The organism is Rhizobium sp. 22-785-1, from assembly GCF_053521965.1.
Map to the genome: position 1 here is coordinate 188,935 of NZ_JBNWDI010000002.1, position 22,267 is coordinate 211,201.

Annotated in this window: 24 protein-coding genes and 1 tRNA gene; 1 reads left to right on the forward strand and 24 read right to left on the reverse strand. The window is 56.4% G+C overall.

Annotated elements, in window-relative coordinates:
* From infA to ACQZ5M_RS05705, 7 genes are all read right to left on the reverse strand, one after another.
* Positions 1–219 carry a translation initiation factor IF-1 gene (infA, locus tag ACQZ5M_RS05675; RefSeq protein WP_027673809.1) on the reverse strand — a complete coding sequence of 73 codons (219 nt, stop codon included), beginning with the start codon at positions 217–219 and terminating at the stop codon, positions 1–3.
* A gap of 107 nt (positions 220–326) precedes the next feature.
* Entirely contained in the window at positions 327–806 is a 480-nt protein-coding gene (locus tag ACQZ5M_RS05680; protein WP_296080770.1) for an arsenate-mycothiol transferase ArsC, read from the reverse strand.
* 2 nt (positions 807–808) lie between these two features.
* Complete coding sequence (locus ACQZ5M_RS05685) at positions 809–1,282, reverse strand: UPF0262 family protein (RefSeq protein ID WP_296018260.1); 474 nt, start codon at positions 1,280–1,282, stop codon at positions 809–811.
* Positions 1,283–1,285: 3 nt separating this feature from the next.
* Positions 1,286–2,584, reverse strand: a complete 1,299-nt coding sequence (gene hisD, locus ACQZ5M_RS05690; protein WP_449079244.1) for a histidinol dehydrogenase — start codon at positions 2,582–2,584, stop codon at positions 1,286–1,288.
* A gap of 139 nt (positions 2,585–2,723) precedes the next feature.
* Complete coding sequence (locus ACQZ5M_RS05695) at positions 2,724–3,161, reverse strand: DUF2948 family protein (RefSeq protein WP_296097714.1); 438 nt, start codon at positions 3,159–3,161, stop codon at positions 2,724–2,726.
* Between the two features lie 177 nt (positions 3,162–3,338).
* A complete protein-coding gene (gene murA, locus ACQZ5M_RS05700) occupies positions 3,339–4,631 on the reverse strand; it encodes a UDP-N-acetylglucosamine 1-carboxyvinyltransferase (RefSeq protein ID WP_296097716.1) in 1,293 nt (430 codons plus the stop codon).
* 150 nt (positions 4,632–4,781) lie between these two features.
* Positions 4,782–5,039 carry a hypothetical protein gene (locus ACQZ5M_RS05705; RefSeq protein ID WP_296018253.1) on the reverse strand — a complete coding sequence of 86 codons (258 nt, stop codon included), beginning with the start codon at positions 5,037–5,039 and terminating at the stop codon, positions 4,782–4,784.
* Positions 5,040–5,180: 141 nt separating this feature from the next.
* Here ACQZ5M_RS05705 and ACQZ5M_RS05710 point away from each other — a divergent pair.
* Positions 5,181–5,255, forward strand: a tRNA-Thr gene (locus ACQZ5M_RS05710).
* A 230-nt stretch (positions 5,256–5,485) separates the two neighbouring features.
* Here ACQZ5M_RS05710 and fliQ read toward each other — a convergent pair.
* From fliQ to ACQZ5M_RS05795, 17 genes are all read right to left on the reverse strand, one after another.
* The gene (fliQ, locus tag ACQZ5M_RS05715) at positions 5,486–5,752 is read right to left on the reverse strand and encodes a flagellar biosynthesis protein FliQ (RefSeq protein WP_296018251.1); all 267 of its coding nucleotides are present in this window, start codon (positions 5,750–5,752) and stop codon (positions 5,486–5,488) included.
* A gap of 207 nt (positions 5,753–5,959) precedes the next feature.
* Complete coding sequence (gene flgD / locus ACQZ5M_RS05720; protein WP_296039099.1) at positions 5,960–6,379, reverse strand: flagellar hook assembly protein FlgD; 420 nt, start codon at positions 6,377–6,379, stop codon at positions 5,960–5,962.
* Positions 6,373–6,819: a flagellar biosynthesis repressor FlbT gene (gene flbT, locus ACQZ5M_RS05725; RefSeq protein WP_296018246.1), complete on the reverse strand. Its 447-nt coding sequence runs from the start codon at positions 6,817–6,819 to the stop codon at positions 6,373–6,375. Before flbT ends, flgD begins: the two co-directional genes overlap by 7 nt.
* Positions 6,816–7,163 (reverse strand): flagellar biosynthesis regulator FlaF, encoded by a 348-nt coding sequence (gene flaF / locus ACQZ5M_RS05730; protein WP_296018244.1) that lies wholly within the window; start codon positions 7,161–7,163, stop codon positions 6,816–6,818. Before flaF ends, flbT begins: the two co-directional genes overlap by 4 nt.
* Before the next feature lie 54 nt (positions 7,164–7,217).
* Complete coding sequence (locus ACQZ5M_RS05735; protein ID WP_296018241.1) at positions 7,218–8,231, reverse strand: flagellar hook-associated family protein; 1,014 nt, start codon at positions 8,229–8,231, stop codon at positions 7,218–7,220.
* A 1-nt stretch (position 8,232) separates the two neighbouring features.
* Positions 8,233–9,675 (reverse strand): flagellar hook-associated protein FlgK, encoded by a 1,443-nt coding sequence (gene flgK / locus ACQZ5M_RS05740; RefSeq protein WP_296039101.1) that lies wholly within the window; start codon positions 9,673–9,675, stop codon positions 8,233–8,235.
* A gap of 18 nt (positions 9,676–9,693) precedes the next feature.
* Positions 9,694–10,965: a flagellar hook protein FlgE gene (locus tag ACQZ5M_RS05745; RefSeq protein ID WP_296039102.1), complete on the reverse strand. Its 1,272-nt coding sequence runs from the start codon at positions 10,963–10,965 to the stop codon at positions 9,694–9,696.
* Positions 10,966–11,167: 202 nt separating this feature from the next.
* Positions 11,168–11,839: a response regulator transcription factor gene (locus ACQZ5M_RS05750; RefSeq protein ID WP_296018236.1), complete on the reverse strand. Its 672-nt coding sequence runs from the start codon at positions 11,837–11,839 to the stop codon at positions 11,168–11,170.
* Positions 11,840–12,118: 279 nt separating this feature from the next.
* The gene (locus tag ACQZ5M_RS05755) at positions 12,119–12,700 is read right to left on the reverse strand and encodes a transglycosylase SLT domain-containing protein (RefSeq protein ID WP_296074211.1); all 582 of its coding nucleotides are present in this window, start codon (positions 12,698–12,700) and stop codon (positions 12,119–12,121) included.
* Positions 12,630–14,072, reverse strand: coding sequence for a flagellar hook-length control protein FliK (locus ACQZ5M_RS05760; protein ID WP_449079245.1), 1,443 nt, complete (start codon positions 14,070–14,072; stop codon positions 12,630–12,632). Before ACQZ5M_RS05760 ends, ACQZ5M_RS05755 begins: the two co-directional genes overlap by 71 nt.
* 1 nt (position 14,073) lies before the next feature.
* Complete coding sequence (locus ACQZ5M_RS05765) at positions 14,074–15,366, reverse strand: chemotaxis protein (protein ID WP_449079246.1); 1,293 nt, start codon at positions 15,364–15,366, stop codon at positions 14,074–14,076.
* A gap of 12 nt (positions 15,367–15,378) precedes the next feature.
* A complete protein-coding gene (locus tag ACQZ5M_RS05770) occupies positions 15,379–16,749 on the reverse strand; it encodes a MotB family protein (protein ID WP_296080754.1) in 1,371 nt (456 codons plus the stop codon).
* Positions 16,742–17,386 carry a hypothetical protein gene (locus ACQZ5M_RS05775; RefSeq protein ID WP_449079247.1) on the reverse strand — a complete coding sequence of 215 codons (645 nt, stop codon included), beginning with the start codon at positions 17,384–17,386 and terminating at the stop codon, positions 16,742–16,744. The genes ACQZ5M_RS05770 and ACQZ5M_RS05775 overlap by 8 nt, the downstream gene beginning before the upstream one ends.
* 358 nt (positions 17,387–17,744) lie before the next feature.
* Complete coding sequence (locus ACQZ5M_RS05780) at positions 17,745–18,710, reverse strand: flagellin N-terminal helical domain-containing protein (protein ID WP_449079248.1); 966 nt, start codon at positions 18,708–18,710, stop codon at positions 17,745–17,747.
* A 294-nt stretch (positions 18,711–19,004) separates the two neighbouring features.
* Positions 19,005–19,880 carry a flagellin N-terminal helical domain-containing protein gene (locus tag ACQZ5M_RS05785; RefSeq protein WP_296018223.1) on the reverse strand — a complete coding sequence of 292 codons (876 nt, stop codon included), beginning with the start codon at positions 19,878–19,880 and terminating at the stop codon, positions 19,005–19,007.
* 303 nt (positions 19,881–20,183) lie between these two features.
* A complete protein-coding gene (locus ACQZ5M_RS05790) occupies positions 20,184–21,056 on the reverse strand; it encodes a flagellin N-terminal helical domain-containing protein (protein ID WP_296018222.1) in 873 nt (290 codons plus the stop codon).
* A 277-nt stretch (positions 21,057–21,333) separates the two neighbouring features.
* Positions 21,334–22,203 carry a flagellin N-terminal helical domain-containing protein gene (locus ACQZ5M_RS05795; protein WP_296018220.1) on the reverse strand — a complete coding sequence of 290 codons (870 nt, stop codon included), beginning with the start codon at positions 22,201–22,203 and terminating at the stop codon, positions 21,334–21,336.
* Positions 22,204–22,267: the final 64 nt, after the last annotated feature.

Consider the following 22,267-nt stretch of genomic DNA (forward strand, 5'->3'; position numbering starts at 1 on the left):
TTACTTGAAACGGTAGGTGATGCGGCCTTTTGTCAGGTCGTAAGGTGTCATTTCGACCAGAACCTTGTCGCCAGCGAGAACGCGAATACGGTTCTTGCGCATGCGTCCTGCCGTGTGAGCGATGATCTCATGCTCGTTTTCCAGCTTTACACGGAACGTCGCATTGGGCAGGAGTTCGGTCACGACGCCCGGGAATTCAAGGACTTCTTCTTTTGTCATATAGGTTTGTTTCTTCCTGTTGATGATGCCGGGCGAAAACTGCCCGGGAAAATTGCGCGGAAACTACACAATCGCCGCACATTTGTGAACCTAAATTGTCGTCTGCTTCAAAGCGTTTCCGAAAATGGCTGCGCGCGTTGCGGCAGACGCTCCGAAATGAGCTTTTTCAGGTGATCGCGAACCTCGCGATAGGCTTCCAGCCTCTGTTCTCTAGAGCCCGTCTCTACCGTCGGATCCATCGTCGGCCAATAGACGACATCGAGCGCATTGTAGCGCGTCAATTCGAGTGCGGCGTGATGGGCCTCGGGTGTCAGGGTTATGATCAAATCGAAGAAGTCATCTTCGATCTCATCCATCGTGCGTGGCTTGTGCTTGCCGAGCGTCAGTCCGGATTCATCGAGAACCGCATCGACGAAGGGGTCACGTTCGCCAGCCCTCACTCCAGCGGACTGGATATAAATTCCGGGCGCAACGAGCTGTTTGGCAAGGACTTCCGCCATGGGAGAGCGGATGGAATTCATCCCACACATAAACAATATGGCGCGTGGGGCCTTTTCTTTCAAGTCTGGAGCGCCCGAACCATCCATGCCTAACCCCGCCAATAAAGAACACAGACGAGGGTAAAGAGGCGACGGGCAGTATCGAAATCCACCTTTATCTTTCCCGCCAAACGGTCCATCAGGGTCTGCGATCCATCATTGTGAATGCCGCGCCGTCCCATGTCGATCGCCTCGATCTGGCTTGGCGTGGATGAGCGGATCGCCTCGTAATAGCTTTCGCAGATCAGAAAGTAGTCCTTGATGATCCGACGGAAGGGTGTCAGCGACAGAATGTGTGTGGCCACATCTTGCTGTTCCTGCGTCGTGATGGAGAAGACGAGCTTTGCTTCCACCAGCGAAATATTGAGCCGATAAGGTCCGCCCTCATGACCGAGGGGCTCGAAGGAGTTTTCCTCAATCAGATCGAAGATGGCAACGGCGCGTTCGTGTTCCACGTCAGGCGTCGACCGGCCGATGCTTTCGTCCAGCACGACGTCGCAGAGTCTGAAGTCGCCTGCCGCCATCTCCTACCCTTCCGGATTTAGACGAATGGAGACCGACCGTGCATGCGCGTCCAACCCTTCCGAATTGGCAAGCGTGATGGCAGCAGGTGCGAGTTGGCGCAACTGATCGGGGCCAAGCCGCAGGATGGAGGTGCGCTTGACGAAATCCAGAACAGAAAGTCCGGAGGAGAAACGGGCCGACCGCGCCGTCGGCAGAACGTGGTTCGATCCGCCGACATAATCGCCGATGACCTCGGGCGTATGACGACCAACGAAGATCGCACCCGCGTTGCGGACGCCCGCCATCAGTGTCTCCGGGTCATCCACCGCCAGTTCGAGATGCTCGGCCGCGATACGGTTGGCCAGCGGAACAGATTTGGAGAGATCATCGACCAGAATGATCGCACCGAAGTCGTGCCAGCTTGCGGTCGCAGTTTCAGAACGCGAGAGCTGTTTCAGCTGTCTCTCTACAGCTTTTTCGACAGCGCGGCCCAGGTCTGCATCATCGGTGATGAGAATGGATTGCGCACCCGGATCATGTTCGGCCTGCGCCAGAAGATCGGCCGCCAGCCAGTCCGGGTCGTTATGCCTGTCGGCAATCACCAGCACTTCAGACGGGCCTGCAATCATGTCGATGCCCACCGTGCCGAACACCTGGCGTTTTGCGGCCGCGACATAAGCATTGCCAGGCCCAACGATCTTGGCAACGGGGGCAATGGTCTCAGTGCCGTAGGCCAGGGCTGCGATAGCCTGCGCACCGCCTATGCGGTAGATCTCCTCGACACCGGCGATACGCGCCGCTGCAAGTACAGCCGGATTGATCTTTCCGGCGTTTGCCGGAACGACCATGACGATACGCTCGACTCCCGCAACCTTCGCCGGCACCGCATTCATCAGCACAGAGCTTGGATAGCTTGCAGTGCCCCCTGGAACGTACAGACCAACGGCTTCGATGGCAGTCCATCTGGAGCCGAGGCCGACGCCGATATCGTCTTCATAGATATCGTCTTTCGGCATCTGCCGTGCGTGATGTTTCTCGATCCGCTGCGCCGCAAGCTTGAGCGCATCCAGAACCTCAGGATCGACCGTGCTCACCGCCGCATCGATTTCCGCTTCCGTGACACGCATGGCGGTTTTTGAAAAATCCAGCCCGTCGAACTTCAAGGAGTAATGCGCCAGAGCCTCGTCGCCGCGCTGCCGAATATCGTCGATAATGTCTCGCACGACAGCGTTCACATCCTCCGAAACCTCACGCTTCGTCGTCAGGAACGCAGCGAAATCCCGTTCGAAATCAGAAGACGATTGCTCCAGCCAGATTGCCACTTCACTTCACCCTTTTTGAAGCCTCCCGGAGCCGGCGAGGCGAAACTCTCAGCCGCCTCGAAAGCAGACGGCACATGGGTATGTGGCATAAATCGAAACATGCGGGCAAGGCAATTCCCGCCCGCCTCACCGCTTCTAATTAGTCCGCCGGATGGACGGGTCTAGACTCGGTTTCCCAGGCACCGCTCAGATCGGTCAACTGCGCCTCGATACATTCCACATCGAGCGCGATAGCCCCGCCTCCGGAGAGCGTGAGCTCAATTGTGCCGTCGGGTCCATCGCCCTTCTGGATGAAACGGATGGCAAGAAGCGAATGGACCTGTTCCTTGTCGTTGCGGTTGATGCCGCTGGAGCGGACTGACGCAACACGCTTCAGGACCAGCGCAGACCGGCACCGCTCGGGCGGATGGTTCTTTTTGCCGCCATGCTCCCAAACGAAACGGTTGGCTGACAGAACGAGCTGGCCGGGACGGGGATCGAAAGACACGTCCTTCAACTTGAAGACACTGTCCTGCATGTGAGTGGAAATAATGGCGAGATCCTCGCCATCCAGCGCCATGAGTTTAAGGCCGCTCATCGTTTCTTGGTCCTCATCTCGCGGACAGGTCCGCGCTCTCGCGTTCAACATATGCGAAGTACGACGCGCACCACACGGGTTGTTCGCGTCATCGTTCAAGTGGTTGATCTTGAGATAGGCAGTCGGGGCCGGTTCTTCAACGCACACGGCCCCTCGTTAAGGATCGGCGATGAAGGATCAGTCGCTAACGCGCTCGACTTTCGCGCCGCAGCGGTTCAGTTTTTCTTCGAGACGCTCGAAACCGCGGTCCAGGTGATAGACGCGCGACACCATAGTTTCGCCTTCGGCAACAAGTCCGGCAATGACCAGCGAAACGGATGCGCGCAGGTCGGTCGCCATCACCGGTGCGCCGCGCAGACGCGACACGCCTTCAATGCGCGCCATCTGCCCCGAGAGCGAAATCTTGGCGCCGAGGCGGGCCAGTTCCTGCACATGCATGAAGCGATTTTCGAAAATCGTTTCGGTGATGTGTGATACGCCGTCGGCCCTGGTCATCAGGGCCATGAACTGCGCCTGCAAATCCGTCGGGAAGCCGGGGAATGGTTCGGTCACGACATCGACGGGACGAATGCCGTTGCCGTTGCGCACCACGCGAAGGCCGGTCTGCGTTTCCGTGATCGTGGCACCGGCAAGCCGAAGCGTCTCGATGGCGTTGTCGAGCAGCGAAGCGCGCGTGCCTTCAAGCACGACGTCGCCACCTGTCATGGCGACTGCCATGGCGTAGGTGCCGGTTTCGATGCGGTCGGGAAGAACGCGGTGGCGCGCACCGGAGAGTGAGGTCACGCCTTCGATGGTGATGGTCGACGTGCCTGCACCTTCTATTTTTGCACCCATGGCCGAGAGGCACTGGGCAAGGTCGACGACTTCGGGTTCGCGGGCTGCGTTATGAATGACCGTCGTGCCACGTGCGAGCGTCGCAGCCATGAGCATGACATGGGTCGCACCGACAGAAACCTTGGGGAAGGTGTAGGTGGCGCCGATCAAACCGCCAGCGGGTGCGGTTGCATTTATGTAACCGCCGTCGATTTCCATTATGGCGCCGAGCGCTTCCAAGCCTTCGATGAAGAGATCCACAGGGCGTGTGCCGATAGCACAACCGCCTGGCAGCGAGACTCGTGCCCTGCCTTCGCGGGCGAGAAGTGGGCCGATCACCCAGAAGCTGGCGCGCATCTTGGAGACAAGTTCGTAAGGAGCGGTCGTATCGACGATCGTGCGGCAGGTAAAATGCACCGTGCGGGAATAGCTCTCGCCCTGGCTTTCGCGGCGGCCATTTACGGAAATATCGACGCCGTGGTTGCCGAGAATGCGGATCAGCTGCTCGACGTCAGCCAGATGCGGCACATTTTCCAATGTCAGCGTATCGCTGGTCAGCAGCGATGCGATCATCAGCGGCAATGCAGCATTCTTTGCCCCGGAAATCGGGATGATGCCGTTCAGCTCGTTCCCGCCTGTGATTCTGATACGATCCATTCGTCCCTTACGAGCGATGCGCTCGCCTTTCCTAAATGCCGGTAAGGCATGTGTTGGCGCCGGCCTGCCATTTCGGCAGCTCAGCTGAAAATACATGGTGCCGCCGACCTCACGAGCGAGTTCAAGCGGAAGATGAAATCCCTGTCCGGTTCAATTGTCCCCGGCTTGTTCTTGTCCGGACGATTCGTTCGTTTTTACGGCAGGAAGACCGATCGTGTCGTCTTCATCGCCGGCGCGACGCGCACGCAACTGCTGTTTGCGCCGCGCAAGATTTTCACGCAGCTTTTTTGCCGCGCGTGCCTTGCGCTCCGCTTCTCGCTGTTTCGCCTTCTCGCCCGGTCCGCTCTGCCCGGATAGAAGCGGCTGTTGCGGGGTTTCGTCCTGATCTTCATCCATAGGCGGTGTCATAAACGAATTTCCCGCCTTTCAACAGTGGCCCTGTCTTTTTTCAGAAAGGTATGGTGAAGTCGCACTTTGACGCTTGCGCTCATCAAAAACCTATGGCAATAGGCGCCCACTTGATGTCGAGGCAGCGCTTCGGCGACAGATGCTGCGGTAGCTCAGTGGTAGAGCACTCCCTTGGTAAGGGAGAGGTCGAGAGTTCAATCCTCTTTCGCAGCACCATTCATTCTCATGTAAATTTGCATCGTTTTCATCAGCTTTGATCGCAGTTGAACCTCGCGTCCATCGATGATGGTCGCACCGATCCCGTGATCGTCATTGGAAAACAACGGTATCATGGTGGGTAACATATTTGACGCGTGCCCTATCCGGCACGTGCGGTTTGGACACGACATCCGATAGAACAGACAGGTGGCCATGGGCGGACCCGAAGGATCGCAACACGCCCCAGATCAGAAGCCGGACTGAACGCGGGAAAAGACGAGATTGGTGAAGAGTGCGATTTGCGCGCCGACGAAGGGCGCTGTGAAGCCGATGGCGACCATGACCGCGATGATCTTAGGAACGAACGTCAACGTCATTTCCTGAATCTGCGTCAGCGCCTGGATAAAAGCGATGATGATACCGACCGCCATGGCAGCAAGGACCGCAGGCCCCGATGCGATCAGCACCGTCCAGATCGCATTTTGCATAATATCGAGAGCGTCTGCCTCGTTCATCTCGGTCCGCTCATTCCGCTCCGCCAAATCATGCCGAGCTTGAATTATATGGGTGTGAGCCTCGGGCCAAGATCGGGTTTGACTCCGCGCAGCACGATGCATCAATTCAAAAATTAAAGCGTGCTTTACGGGTCCTAACGGACACGTTTCGCTCTAATGGCTGCCGAAAGCTGCCATTAGAGATACTATGTGATTCGACGGAAGGCGTTAAGCTGCCGTCTGGGAGATTTTGATGCCTTGTCCGATCGCAATCGTCGCGCCCGTCGTCGTGTTGGCCGTTAGCCCTTCGGACGTGACTTCTACAGACTTAACGATGCCGCTCGTTTTGCCATCGGCGCTGGTGATCGTCTTGCCGATGTAGGATGAGGCGTTTGAGAGAGACGAGGCTGAAATCAGGCTCTCCAGATTGGTATTCATCTTGATGGACTGCTCTACCTGCGAGAAGGTCGCAAGCTGCGCAACCTGCTGGCTCGGATCCATAGGATCGGTAGGGTCCTGGTTCTTCATCTGGGTGATGAGAAGCTTCAGGAAGTTGTCGTAATCGAGCGTCGCCTTCTTGGCATCCGTCTTCGATGCGGATGTTGCAGTGGTCGCCGTCGATGCAGAACTGGTGACTGGGTCTACCATGGCGCGATTTCCCTTCGCAGTTCGCTCACCGCCGCAGGCGTGATCTCATGGCTGTTGAGAATGCTTTCTTCCTTGGCGTAGAGACCGCGAATGGTCTTCAGCGCGTCAAAAGGACGGCCGGACGAAACCGTGGCATCGATCCGTTTCAATTCGGAACGAATTTCTTCGTTCTTGAAGGTGGCGAGCAGCATGGTGATCGACTTGCGGAAGAGTGTCAGCGACTGCTCCTTGCCTTCCGGATTGATCAGCATCATCTGCACGATGAAGTACAGCTGCCGCAGAGGTGTGGTCGTATCCTCAAGTTGAAGGACATGGTTTTCAAGAAGAAACGTCACATCGTTGAGGAATTCCAGGGACACTTTTCTATCGACCCGAAGTACGGCGCCGTTAATGAAGATTTTTTCCCCAGACTTCAAGGAAATCCGCAGTGTACTTTTCATTTTAGTCCATCCTTGATGATGGTGGTGACGTCGATAATGCCCTGGTAGTTCGTAGAGTTACGCTTGCGTATCTGCTCGCATTCCTTGAGAATCCACATGGCGATGGAAATAAGGTTGGCTTTCAGTTCGACCGGCAGTTCATTCTCGGGTTGCCGGAGATCGTCAATGAAACGTGTCCAAACCCGCCTTGTGTAGAAAATGGCCTCAATGCCGTCCTTGCCATATCTGTCCTGCTGCTTGGCAATCTCCAGGAGTTCGATAGATCGCTCAAGGACCTGTCTTTCCCGGTCGCGGGCAATATGGGGGTCATCCTCCATGATCTCCGCATATGAAAACTGGAACATTTACTTTTCCTTCATGGCCCAATGCGCCGCCCGTCATCGGCGGAATAGTTCCTGTTAAATGAAGTTCACGAGGCTAAGCCCCTGAATTTTCGAAGTGATTTTGTAAGACGTCTCGACCTGGTTCAAAAGTGTGGTGAGCCGCGTCGATGCTTCATAAGTGTCGATGCCCACAAGATCGGAAAGCTGAGTGTCGATGATGGTCTTTTGCGCACTCATATAGGTGTTCGCCTTTTCCACTCGCTCCTGAGACAAGCCGATCTTGGCACGCTGAGTATCGATGTTGGCAATGGCGGCGCCTGCAAGCTTGGTCGTGGTTTCATTCACCACTGACAGCGCGCTCGCGCCCAAACCATGATTGACCAGCTGAGAGGATATCACACTGGCGAGCACCAGGTTCTTGAAACCGTCAGCGTTGGCGCTGGTGGATGTCGATACGGTTTCCGAAGTGCTAATGCGGCTGCTCATCGTGGTATCGGACGCATTGGTCCAGGACGACCAGTCGAAATTGTCCTGATAGTCCTGCAAGAAGCTCGCGACATCGGTTGGCGAGGCCGCAGACGGATCCGGAAAGCGAGTGTCGAACGCCGTTTTCAGATCGCTGCCGATATCGGCGATGAAGCTATCGTTCAACGTCTGCGCGTCGGTATTGATGCCCGAGAACAGGTACTCCCCGTTGACGGCGGTGTTCGCATAGCTGGTGAAATTCTCCAGCACCGAGTTCGCAGTCGTCGCCGCCACTCCAAGGCTGCTGGAGTCCGTGTTGCCGCTGAGCGCGATAACCGAATTGAGCAGGGTCTGTGCCGAATCCGACATGTTCTTCATCGCAAGTTGCGATGCATCCATGCGCTGCTGTGCGACCGAGTTCGAATCGACGATCGACTGAAGCCGCTTGCTTTCGCGGGTGTAATCGAGACTCGTCGAGGTGCGCGTCCCAAGTACCACACCGGCATCAGAATAGGTGCCGGTAACGGCTTCCTTCTGCAGCTTGCTGATTTCGGCCTGAGCGTTGGTCACCGTCAATTGCATGGCCGTGCTGACGGTTTGTGAGGAGATCGCCGTTGTTTTCATATTAGTTCGCTGCCTCCAACAGTGTCTTCAGAAGATCGTCTACCGTCGACATCAGCTTTGCGGCTGCCTTGTAGGACTGCTCGATATCGAGAAGCTGAATAAGCTCCTCATCGAGATTGACGCCGGTTGCGTTGGAATAGGCTTCCTTCGATTTGGTCAGCATGACGGAGGTGTTATCGGCTGCCGACGTGGCGTTGCTGCGATATTCCTCGATGAAGCCGACAGAGTCCGTCGCAAAGCTGAGAAGCGTCGTATTGGTGGAGAGGCCGACAGCTGGATCGAAATCCATCTGCGTGTTGAGACCCGCGGTGTATTTGTAGAGAAGATCTGAATAACCGCTCGATCCTGCCGTGTTCGGGCTCGTTCCGGCAATGCTGCCGTCGCGCAGTTTTGTCGGCGCTGCGACCGCATTGGGAGCCACGGAGATCAATCCGGCGAGGCCCGGGATGACCTGGGGCGTCTCGAAATCCACCGTCGATGCGTCGCGGGTGGTGAAGAGACCGGCGACAGGATTGCCCGCGCCGTCATCTTCAGCAAAGGTCTTCATCAGTCCGCGGGCGATTTCATCCAATTGCGACTGATAGCTCGGATAAACCTCGTCACGCAGTTGAAGCAGGGCCGGAAGTCTGCCCTTCGCCGTGGTATTGCTTCCCGAACCAGGCTTGACCGCCACGCCGTCGATGAAAATCGAGGAGCCGGTGGTGGATGCGTCATAGGCGGCGCGAGGCTCGAAGGATATTTTTCGAGGTGTGGTCTCAAACAGCGTCGTGCCATCGGACGTGTAGATCGCAATGTCGTTGCCCGAACGGACAGCCGTCGAAATACCGATGATGCCGGAGATTTCCTTCAGCAGGCCTTCGCGCTTGTCGAGCGCGTTGTTCGGATCGCGTCCAACCGACGTTGCGTATTTGACCGAATCGTTTGCCTGTTCGAAATCGGACAGCAGTTGATTGAGCTTGGCGACGGTGTTTTGAATGTCGCTATCGGCATCGGCGCGCAACTGCTGGACCGAGTTGGTCGACGTATTGAGGGCATTGGCAACGTCCGTCGACGCGCTGACGACAGCGGACGCCAGCGTCACGTCGCTTGGCGAGGCTGCATAGGTCTGCAAGGCGTTCTGTAGTGCTGCCAGATAGGTAGAGGGTGCTGCCGTATATTCTTCTCCGCCTAGAACGACGCTCAGCGACTTCATTCCATCCAGGAACTTTTGCTTACCGGCATCGTCGGAGGAGGCAGAAAGGTTCTGCTTGAGAAGAGCGGTGTCTTCAACTCGCTCGATCTTGACGGTGATGGCACCGGTTGACAAGCTTGTGCTGGTGATTGCCGCCCGGCGATTGTAATCCGAAGAGCTTGCATTCGAAATATTATTCGAAACGACGGCGCTCTGGAGCGACGTATTGCTCAGAGTGGCCTTAGCCGTATTCAGTGCCGAACCAAGCGACATTCACTCGTCCTCTAAACGTTATCTTACCAGATTGATGAGTACGTCCATCAGATCGGAACCCGTCTGGAAGACCTTGGAATTTGCCGTGTAGCTGCGCTGAGCCTGGATCATTTCAGTCAGTTCGTTGGCGATATCGACGTTCGACTGCTCCAACTGCTTGGAGGCGATCGTTCCAAACCCGGTCTGACCGGCAAATCCAAGCGTTACGACGCCAGAGTCGGCAGTGGTCTGGAAGACGTTGCCGGAGAGTACCTTCAGATTGTTCGGGCTTGCCACATCGGCCAGCGGGATCTGAAACAGCGGGCGGGGCGAGGATTTGGCATAGGTCGCGTAGACCGTTCCGTCTGCATTGATGGAAACGGACTGAACTTCCTCGGCCGGGTTACCGTTGACCGAGCCCTTGGAGATCGTCGACTTTTCCGCGCCGAGTTGCGACATGCCGGAAAGATCGACGGTGATCGACGTGCTGTTATTCGTGTCGTCGATCAGGATCGTTGCGGGATCGTTCGTCAGCTTGCCGAGATCGTCGTAGCTCATGGTTTCAGTGGTCAACGCTGGCTGCGAGTAAGGGAAGCCGCCAGTGGCCGATGCAAACGCCGAGTCGTAGACAGATACTTCCCATTCGCCATCTCCGGTTTTGGAGAAGTAGAAATCGTACTTCACTGCATTGCCAAGAGGATCGTAACCCGTAACCGAGGTCTTCAAGGTGCTGACCTGATCGACATTGACAGTGGATGAGTTCGTGCTCGGCAGGTTGGCTGCTGCCACGATCGGCGCGGAATCTGTCAGGTTGCCGGTCAGAGCACCGGATGTAGAGGCCGTAGCCGTCATGCCATCGGCTGAAATATTGACCGGGACCAGCCCGTCGTAACTATTGATCACGGTGGTCGGCGTCGTACCGGTGTATTTGTAGCCGAGCAGCTTGAAGCCACCATCATTGACCAGAAAGCCTTCATCGTCTGGCTTGAAGGAACCGGCCCGCGTCAGGAACGTGTTTCCTGCCGTATCCTGTACGACGAAGAAGCCGTCGCCCTGAATAGCGATGTCGGTCGCCGATTGGGTCGACTGCAGTGGTCCATTTTGCGAGATGGAGTAATTGACGTTGGTCATGACGCCACCGGAATTGTAATTACCGCCACCGGAGCCCAGCACCAGCGTCGAAAAGGATGTCGACGCACTCTTGTAGCCAGTGGTGCTGGCGTTCGCGATGTTGTCACCGACCGTCCCGAGCTTGTTGGCCTGAGCGCCCATGCCGGATACAGCAGTTTTCATCGTTCCAAAAAGGCTCATGTCGAATCCTCTATTCCTGTTCTTGCTGACGTTAGGATGCGGGCCTTGCGTGAGGCTGTCTGTTTTCGTCAGCCTGGAAAATTTCGTTACGCCGGACATGCGGCAGCCTGAAAACGAAAAAGACCGGCAAGGACCGGTCTTCGCAAAAGATGTTATTGAAATGTAGAAACAAAATCGCGGGCTCTTATACCCGCGATGACATTCATGACCAATCGATGCAGTATCCGAGGAACCGCTTGGAGTCGATCGGATCGAAGCCGAGCTTCTTGCGCAGCTTCTTGCGCAGCTTGCTGATGTGGCTTTCAACAACGTTCTCTTCGACCTCTTCGTCGAAGATGCCGTAAATGGCGTTGAAGATCTGCGCCTTGGAAACGCGGCGACCACGATTGGCGATTAAATATTCCAGAATGCGACGCTCGCGGCGCGGAAGCGGGAACACTTCGCCACTCACTTCCGGGTCACGACCGTCGGAAAAAACCCGGATTGGACCGACATCGGTAAACTGGGTGATGACATTGAGCCTGCGGCGAATAGCTGCCGCACGTGCGAGGATTTCGCGCGGATGAACCGGCTTTCTGACTACGTCGTCAACGCCACAATCGAACAGCGCGAGCGTCGCGTCCAGCGAATGCTGGTCGCTGACAGCAATCACAGGTGCCTGGGAACGATCACGGATCGTTCTTGGCAACTCGTGAGAGGTCTCGGCCTGCCCAATCAGAAACGCTTCGATCGCAGCGATGTCCGAGTCCGCTGCGGTGTTTACCCACTCTCCAAATTCTGCTGGATCAAATCCAGTCGAGGGAATTCCCTCTCGGCCAAACAGGGCCGTATACCCTTCTTTAACGAGCTTGCGCTCATCAACTACCACGATCATTCGTCCGCCTCCGAATCAGTGTAGCCAACCTACGTCTAGGGTGTACGAATCGGGCGAATCTCTCACAATTATAGGAAAATACAGGTAATAATTAATAGTTGATTAACCATACTGTGCCGATTTGAACTATATATAGTATGCCTTTTCAAAAAATGGGATATTTTTTCGTGGGAAAAGCTTGTGGAAAAAATTGCAGGGATTGACTCATAAAATTTGACCAATTCTCGCCGCATTTCAAAACGTGCAGAATTCAGCATAGCTAATACAATCAGTGATTGCTTATCCCTGGCAAAATTTGCGGGCATTCGCGGTCCATTGACCATAACCCGTTGCGACCAGATTACTGATCACGCGGCAGACATAACGCTGCTGCGCGGGGTCGTTGTTCGGCCCGGCGTGGTACCTTGCTACCGCCATCGTCCAGGTCTCATGCCTGTCGTGCAGCTGCTTGAGAAAGCGTGCAGCATAAGCGACGTTCTTTGAAGGCTCGAACATATCGCCAATAGATCGGAACTCCGCTCCGTGAAAATAGACGTTGATCTGCATGCAGCCGACATCAATCAGCTTGGCGCCTCGCTGTCGGGCCTCCTCAACCATGCGGTAAGCCTCCCCCCGGCTCTCTGGGAAAAAGGCCCTGCCTTCGATATTGATTGCGTAGGGGCTGAGCGACCCCTTGCGTCCGGTTTCCGTCAAGCCGACGGAATAGAGAATTCCTTCGGGAATACCGTACTGGCCTGCGGCGTCATGGATCTGCCGCTCACACTCCACTGCGGCTACGGGCTGTGATGCCTCACAGGTAGACGTGGCCAGGACGAGCGCCAGCAGCGCGAGGAGGTGTTTCGGGCTGTACCGTGATATCATTGCCGTTGGCCTCCTCAGGACCATTGGAGCGCCCCTGGCGATAGAATTGAGGCTGCGCCTGTGATCTCTCATCATTGCCGCGATGGCTGCCCTGCTGCGCGCCTTGCTGGCCAGGATCGCCAGACTGGCGGTTATTGGTGGAATTGTCCTGGCGGTCCGTACCGGTTGCCAGTGAAACGGTCACGTTTTCGACACTGAAACCCTGCGACTTCAATGCATCGACAATTGCGGAGCCGTCTTTTTGAAGCTCGGCGTACCCCTTCAACGTATGCGCGGTCAGATGGACACTGAGCTCATCGCCAACGAGCTTCAAGGCCGCTGTCACGTGACCGAGATCGACCGGGCTCATCTGGATCTTCAGCGTATGAACCACCTGGCCGGTGCTGGTCACCAGTGGCGCGCCCGCTGTCTGCCCGGCCATGGCCGTTGCCCAGTCGGGATCGGATGTCATGGCCGCCGTGATATTGGTTGTGTTGGCTGTGGGCGCAAGCGCAAGAAAGCGCCTGCTGTCGAGCACCTGAACGACGTCGAGATTTGCGGTCGATGCGAGCGTCGCATCGATCTTGGTCGAGCCATCCTCATGAGACGCTATGTGAAGGTCGATTGCTGGCACGTCTGCCTTGGAAACACGCACGACCGTTGCCGGTACGGCATCCTCACCTTCTATGGACGGCTCAACCGGCAGCAGAGCCCCGCCCTGGGAAGACTTGGACTGAGGACCTGTCTGGACGGGGTTCACCGGCTCGCTTGTCGGCGCTGCCGCCACGGCAAGAAGCGACATCAAATCCGGACCATTGCCCGCGGGCGCTGTCGCCACATCGGCCTCGTCACCATCTGCCGGTTTCTCACTGTCGGTATCCGTCGTCTCGTCTTCGACAGGCGCTTCCGCTTTGCCTACGGCCTTGGTCATTGCTTCGATGAAAGTCACCAGATCCGCGAGTGAGCCGGTCGTCTCTTCGGTGTTCGCCTGTTCTGCGGGCGCGCCGGGCATAGTTTGAGTGGTCTTAGGCAGGTCGACAAGATTAAGCAGGATAGCGGGCTTGCCCGTCGGCGCTTGTTCGTCGTTGGTAGGGGCTTGCCCTTGCCCGTCATTTGAAGCGGCCACGGGTGCCTTGTCATCGGATTGACGCGCCTGGCTCTGAGCGCCCGTGTCGCCGGAGGCCGATGACGGAGCGGGCTCTCTCGATGTCGCACCAGACGCGCGCGGTTCTGCCTGATCCGTGGATGCAGGTCGTTGTGCTCGCTCGTCAACGGCGCCAAGCACATCGGAGAAGCCGGATCCATTCTGTTTGGATGCTCCCCCGCGATCACGTTTGTCAGCAAGCTTGACGGTGTCGGCATTGGCCGGCACGAGATTGGTCAGGACATTCATGTCATCCTCCTTCTTGCTTCAGCATGGAGTCGATTTCGTTCAACCGCGCCCGGTTCTTGTCGAAAAAAGTCTTTAGTGGAGCGCTATCATCCGTATGCACGGCAGCCTCTTGTGGTGCCTTTGCAGCGGGCTCGGTTTCAGTCTTGTCACCGATGTTGGCGCCAGAGGCCACACCGCCGGCGGCGGCGCTGCTGCCTTGCGCGGCATTGGCTGCCACCGGGCTACCGCCGCCCTCAGCTTGAATACTAGGTGAAGCCGGCGGCCGCATGATCTGCTCCGCGACAGCTTTTGCAGCATCGCGCAAGGCAAGGTCGCGTGGGGAGAGCTCATCTGCCGGAATGGTGGCAAGAGAATCGCTGGCATTGACGACGTCTCGACCCGATACGCTGGTCAAACCAGAATAGAGCTTTGAGAGGGGTTCACGCGCCGTGTCTCCGGTCTCATCGGTCAGCGCGTTGGCTCTGTCCGCAGCAAATTTGGCAAGTTCCATCCGACCTTGCAGGGAGGCCTGCCGGGCGATGCGCAGATAAATCTCCTGCGCCCTTTCCGCATCCATCAGTTCCGCGATGTCGCCGATATCCTCGGTGGTCACCGGACCGTAATTATCGATTGCGAAGCTGACGAAGAGATCGGCAAACTGCGAGGCGTAGGGCGAATGGAGAAACCGAAGCGCATATTTCCGGACATAGAGCAGCCCCTTCTCGGGCTGCTTCAACTGTAGCGTCGCCATGATCGAGCGGCGCAAAGCCGCTTCCTCGATGATCGTGCCGGGAGCGCTCAGTCTAGCATCGTCGAAGAAGGCCAGTGAGGCCGCCGGGTCCTTTGAAAAGGCAATATTTCCAGCGATCAGCATGAGATAGGGACCCATGCGGTTGTTTCGATATTCCGGGATCAGGTCGGCGACGATCTTGTCCACCATACCACCACGGCCGCTCAAATACTTTTGCAGGACGTTGACCACGCGGGAATCGAAATATCCCTGCACATCCTTGGCAACGAGATAGTTCAGCGTCGCCGGATTGCCGCCGCTCATGATGTAGATCAGAGCCGCGTCGGCGTTCTTGACGTCCGAGAACACCGACATGTTCGATGTGCGCAAGGTCGTATCGAAGGTCGCGAGCAGAAACTTCTGCATGTCGCGCGCGGAATGATCTCCCATCACGACCGAGTCCTGCACGAATTGCAGCGAACGGAGAATTTTTGCAGGCGGAAGGTCGCTCTGCGCCTGCCCATGGCACGGCGCAAGAAGCCAGGAGACGCCCATCAACAATCCAGCAATATGAGTGGCTCTCATCATCCGCTGGCCTCAACCGTCCTCAAGCAATATCTCGATACGGCGGTTGGCGCCGTTGAGCGGGTCATCTGCGCTTTGCAAGCGACGGTCGGCAAAGCCCGACAATTGTTTGATGCGGCCTTCATCCAGCCCGCCGCGCACCAGCATGTAATAGGCTGCATGGGCGCGATCCATCGACAATGTCCAGTTGTCTTTACCGCCGCTATTGTAAGCCCGACCGTCGGTATGTCCGCGAATGACGACTGCGCCTTTCTGCTTGCTTAAAACCTCGCCGATCTTGCCCATGGCCACCACAAGGTCGCGCTGGGGCACGGCAGACCCTACGCCGAACATCGCCGAACTTGTCTTCTCCGAAATGGTAATCAGCGTTCCGCCTTCAGCAGGGGTCACGACAATGCCCTCCGCAAGCTTGCCCGCGACGCCGGAAACCTGTTGCGCGATTTCCTTGCGCAGTTCATCGGCAGCCTTTTCATCGGCCTGGGAGACCTTCACCGGCGTGGCAGGCGTGGACTGCGCATCTTGCGTGCCAGCAGCCGGATCGGCTTTCTGACCTTGGTCAGGTTTAGGGGTGGGGCGAGGGATCGCCATCGCCACGTTCTGCGGCTTTTCCGCCTCCGGGTCCAGTTCATCTTCTGAAGCCTGGACGGCTTTTACCGCTTTCGCATCGACGGGAGAGCCCAGCGTGTCCGGATCGCCAATGATGCCTGCGACATCCTGCTTCGGCGGCTCGGATTTCTCACTATCAGGCTTCTGTGCCTTTTCCGGCAGCTTGGTATCCTGGATCGTCACGGACGGGTTCTGCTGCGCAGTGTCCATCTGCTTGCTCCAGAAATCCGGGTCGAAGGGGTCGCGATAAGCCTCGCCGCCCGACGCACCGGTGGAGGGGCCGGATTCGCTTGCGCCGCCCTCACCCTTGGCACTGACATTGGCTTGCTGCCCGACTTCTTGAGCGATTTCGGCCAGGACGGCGTAAGGATTTTCGAAGAAAGCCGCCTCGGAGAAATTGACATTCTGCCCAGCGGTGGTGGTCGAATCCTCCCCGCTTGCCGCAGCGCTTCCCTCGGTCGTTTTGTCCGATTTCGTATCGGACTTCGCGCTCGTTTCCTCGCCTTGTTCCTTCTTGGCAGGCTGTTTCAATCCGCGCGCAGCAGGCTGCTCATCGGTCAGCTTGATCGGGTTGAAATAGCTTGCGACCGAAGCCGTCGTCTTTTCGTTCGACGCATTGACGAGCCACATGACGAGAAAGAAAGCCATCATCGCCGTCATGAAGTCGGCAAAGGCGATTTTCCAGGCACCACCATGCGCGCCGTCATGACCACCCTTGTGCCGCTTGACGATGATGATTTCGTTCTTGCCGTGATGGTGATTTTCGCTTTCACTCATCCGACAGGCCTCTCAAGCTCTGAAAAAACTCCGACAATCTCGTCATCAAAACTGAATTATCCATCTGAACCTGAATATCGATGTCGTCGGACGTGTCGAAGTCGATATAGTTGTCGACATCGTCCAAGTCCTTGCGCAGCTTTGAGAGCAGATGCTCCGGCCCGCTGATCCTTATCGTTCCCACATATCCGTCTTTTATGTCCTGCATGATCTGGGCGGAAATCTCCGCCGCGGTCTTGCGGGCCAGCTCCTCCTCCACAAAGTGGCTCAAGACCTTGAGGCAGGCATCTTCGACGTGCTGGTTCACGGCCTGCTTCATCGTGACGACCGAGGTCGCGAGGTGACCGGCAATTTCTTCTTCGAAGCGGATGCGCTGGGCTTCCAGTTCTTCGTCATGGCGCGCCTTCAGAGCCTCAAGCTCTGCCTGGTGCTCGTCCTCGAGACGTTGTCTTGCAGCCTGCTCTCCCTCTTCGAAAGCCTTGCGCTTCTCCTCTTCCAGATCGATGGTCGGCTCGACCGAAGGAGCCCACTCGCTTTCAAAGGCTAGCGCCGGCATATCGAGCTCAAGCGTCACCGGCTCCTCTGCCGGCACAAACTGGCTGAAGTCCTTCAAGTATTTAGTCAGCGCTGCACTCATCCACGCACCTGGCACCAGACATGACATCCGGCTTTATCAATCCGAAAGGCCTTGCGCCGTAAGCGCAAGGTGTTGGCAGCTGCGATGCAAAGACCAAGGGCCTGAACAGGGACAGCTTTTCATCATGCAGGGTAGAGAGCCAAACTTGTGCGAGGATGAACCTCTCCGGACTTCGTGTCGCAGCGCGACAATATTGTTGGCGGGGCCAGCTTGCAGATGACAAAACATCGAGGCCGCGCCCAGTCATAGACCGGCAAGTCGGATGGGCTGGCTGAACCTGACCGCCCTGCCCTTCATCAATTGTCCGGCTTAAGCCTATCGCGCCGGTATTTCCTGCCGGAAGCGCTAAGCGGCAGCGTCAACCAAACAGACTGGCGAGGCTTTTGCGGAAGCTATTGGCCATCGAAACGACTTCTACCGCCAAATCGCGTTGCGATTTATAGGCTGCCAGCCGGGTCGATTCTTCTTCCATATCCGCATCGACCAGACGGCTGACGCTCTTGTCCAATGAATCGCCAAGAGCGCCCACGAAGGACTGCTGCTGGTCGATACGGTTGGACATAGTGCCGAAGGAGCTACCGAGACCCTTCAATTTAGCGGAAATTTCTCCAACGACGGCAACCATGTCGTCGAGCTCTTCCTTCGTCGTGTCCGCCGAAATCGCGATTTCCTGGCCACCCGGCGGCGTCGTTCCATCGGGGCTCATCAGGTAGTAGTCACGGGACGCAGCCGTACCGTCGGGGTTGAGCGAGGATGCATCGATCACCCTGCTGAACAGACCGCGCGCCGGGTCGTTCGTGTCGATGAGCACTGTTTCAGATGTCTTGATGCTGAGATATTGCAGACTGATCGACCCGTCAGGACCCTTTTTGTAAGAGAAGGGAACAGACTTGGTGTCGGTCAATTGGGGGGCGGTGTTGTACAGCCAGTTGTCGCCCGAAAAAGATGCGGCCTGAGCCACGGACGCCAGGTTCTTCTTGAGTGCCGATATCGACCCATTGATCATCTCGCGATTGGTGCTCGGGTCATAGGCGGTGATCAACTGCGTCATGATCTTGTCGAGAACTTCAATCGACGAAGAGACGGCCTCATAGGCAGTATCCACCTTGGACGCGCCAAGACTTAAAGCATCGCCGACGCTGCTCAAAACGCTACCCTCGGACTTCAGGTTCTTGGCGGTGGACCAGTACCCGGCATTGTCCGCAGCCTCGCCGATTTTCAAGCCGCTGCTGGTGACCTTCTGAACCTTGTCCAGATTTTCATTGCTGAAAAGCAGTGTTTGAAGAGCGCTCTGCACGTAGCCAGAGGTCATGATTTTCGTCATGTCAGCAGTCTCGAGGCGAGTAAAACACATGCCATTTCTGGCGGATCGACCCCATCGTCATGACAAGGCAAATAGCGGACCGGCTGCGGCATTCCAGGCAGAGCCTCTGACGGCTTGCGTGTAAAGACGGTTAAAAAAAGCCAAGGCGAATCAAAAGATTGCCCAGTAGACCATCAAGCCATGATGAAACTTGTGCGAAGCTGGAGACGTGGCCTTTGACCGATCTTGCCGCTTCAATAACAAAGGCCGCGCTTTCCAGAAAACGCGGCCTTTGTTCTGTTCTGGCGAAAGACTTTACTGGCGGAACAGGGTCATCAGGTTCTGCGAGCTGGAATTGGCGATCGACAGAGACTGGATTGCCAACTGTTGCTGTGTCTGGATGGCGGAGAGTTTTGCCGACTCTTCTTCCATATCAGCATCGACGAGGCGGCTAACGCCCGCCTCGATCGCATCCGACAGCTTGGCGGAATACTTGTCCTGGAGATCGACGCGGATCTGCAGAGCGCCGAGTGCGGCGGCAGAGTCGGTCATTCTGCTGATCGCGGTTTCGACCGTGTCCATGAAGGTGTCGATCTGACCCTGCGTGGTGATGCTGGTCAACTGAATGGTCATGACGGCGCTGAGAATGCCGCCGCTGCCGACATTGTTGGCGATCGTTGCGAACAGGGCATAGGTTTCGACGTTGAATGTCGCCGTCGTAACCTTGACCGTTCCGTCGGCTTCGCGAATGAAGCCGTCGACGACGCTGGCCTCCGTATTGGTCGATACCATCCAGTTTTCGCCGGAGAAGGAGGCACCTTGTGCGATGGCCGAAAGCTGCTCCTGAAGCTTGCCGATTTCGAGCTGGATCTGACCTTTGTCCGTCGACTTTTCACTGGCTGTTACCAGCTTCGCCTTGATTTCGTTGACCGCGCTAATGGCGCTTTCCATGGCCGCATAAGCCGTATCAACCTTCGCTGCGCCCACGCCAAGTGCGTCGGAGGCGGCGTTCAGGGCCTTATTGTCGGAATTCATCGTGGTTGAGATCGACCAATAGGCCACGTTGTCCTTGGCCTGCGCGACCTTGTAACCTGAAGAAACACGGTCCTGCGTGTTGGACAGGGTGGTATTGATGTTGCGCAACGTCTCCAATGCGGACATAGCGGAGGTGTTGGTCAGAATGCTGGTCATCTTAAGTGGCCCCTTTGGCAATCTCTGGAAGAAGGGACATTCCGGTCAAGCCGGGAAACGCGTCGGATAGCTTCATGCCTACCGAACTGTGGGTTCGGTGCGCTGTTTCGATGAGCACAGAAAACAGCTTTATGGTTAACAAACGTTTAAATGTAGGGAAGTTTTTACTTCAATGAACGCTACGTTAATGTGGGAGATCGACGTTAACTATCCCTAATTATTTGATAATAATAGATATTTTTGTTTTCGACCAAAACGAAAAAAGCCGCGCTGACGCGCGGCTTTTCATTAAAACGGAAGCGATTAGCCTCTGAACAGCGACATGATGTTCTGCGAGCTGGAGTTCGCAATCGAGAGCGACTGGATCGCCAACTGCTGCTGGGTCTGCAATGCCGACAGGCGCGCGGACTCTTCTTCCATGTTCGCATCCACCAGGCGGCTGACGCCAGATTCGATGGCATCCGACAGCTTGCTGGAGAACTTGTCCTGCATGTCGATACGTGTCTTCAGCGCGCCGAGGGCTGCCGCACCATTGGTCATCTTGCCAAGCGCCGTCTCGACGGTGTCGAGGAAGGTGTCGATCTTGCCTTGCGTGGTTACGCTGGTGAGTTCGATGGTCATGACAGCGCCAAGGATACCGCCACTGCCAACGCCGCCGTCGATGGTGGAGAACATGGCATAGCTGCCAGCCTTGAAGCTTGCCGTATTGATCTTAACGGTACCGTCGCTTTCACGGATGAAGCCGTCGACAACTGTCGTGTTGGTGGTGTTCACCATCCAGTTTTCGCCGTTGAAGGATGCTGCCTGGCCGATTGCCGAGAGCTGTTCCTGAAGCTTTTTGACTTCAAGTTGGATCTGTTCCTTGTCGACCGAGGTTTCACTCGATGTGACGAGCTTCGCCTTGATTTCGTTGACGACGTCAATAGCGCTGTCCATGGCGGCATATGCCGTATCGACTTTTGCAGCACCAACGCCCAGTGCGTCCGTCGCAGCGCCGAGGGCCTTGTTGTCGGACTTCATGCTGGTGGAGATCGACCAGTAGGCAACGTTGTCCGACGCCTGCTCTACGCGCATGCCGGAGGAAACGCGATTCTGAGTGTCGGTCAGGTTGGAGTTGATCGAGCGCAACGTCTGCAGTGCGGACATCGCGGATGAATTGGTCAGAATGCTCGTCATTAAAACTGCCCCTCTGGCAAGTATAAAAGAAAGGGACATTCCGGTTTTACCGGTAAACGACGTACAGCGTCATGCTCGCTGAGTGAACCTATTAACACTTCAGCCGTCGTTCTGATGAATTCATCTAACAACGTTAGGGTTAACAACGGAATAATATATAATTAAAATAGGGTAAAAATAGAAATTAATCAGTTAATACGTTTTTAACTTGGGTTAATAAAAAGAAAAGGCCAAGTCTTGCGACCTGGCCTCTTTAATATTCTCTTTACGGCTGAGCTTAACGGAAGAGCGAGAGAATGCTCTGCGAGCTGGAATTGGCAATCGACAGCGACTGGACCGCGAGCTGCTGCTGGGTCTGCAGTGCAGACAGACGAGCAGACTCTTCTTCCATGTTTGCGTCTACCAGGCGGCTGATGCCAGCGTCCATGGCATCGCTGATCTTGCCCGCGAACTTTTGCTGCAGGTCGATGCGGGTGGACAATGCACCGAGAGCAGCAGCGCCCTTGGTCAGGCTCTTCAGAGCGGTTTCGACAGTCGTCAGGAAGCCGTCGATTTTGCCCTGCGTTGCAGCGCTGGTGAGTGCAATGGTCATCACGGCGCTCAAGATGCCGCCGCTGCCAACACCGCCGGCGATCGTCGAGAACATGGCATAGCTTGCAGCCTCGAAGTTCGCCGTGTTGATCTTGACGGTGCCATCGTCCTTGCGGATGAAGCCGTCGACAACCGTCGTCTTGGTGGCCGTGACCATCCAGTTTTCGCCGTTGAAGGATGCTGCCTGGCCGATAGCCGAGAGCTGTTCCTGCAGCTTCTTGACTTCAAGGTTAACCTGATCCTTGTCGACAGAGCTTTCGCTCGCCGTAACCAGCTTCGCCTTGATTTCGTTGACGACGTCGATAGCGCTGTCCATCGCAGCGTAAGCCGTATCGACCTTTGCAGCACCGACGCCCAGCGCGTCAGTCGCGGCGCCGAGCGCCTTGTTGTCCGACTTCATGCTGGTGGAGATCGACCAGTAGGCAACGTTGTCCTTGGCAGATCCGACCTTGAGGCCAGAGGAAACGGCGTTCTGGGTGGTGTTCAGCTTGCTGCTGACGTCGCGCAGGGTCTGAAGTGCAGCTGTAGCGTTTGCATTGAAGTTGATGCTAGACATGATTGCCCCTTTTTTACGAAATACATGAGAGGGACATGCCGGATTTCACCGGCGTAAACGGTTC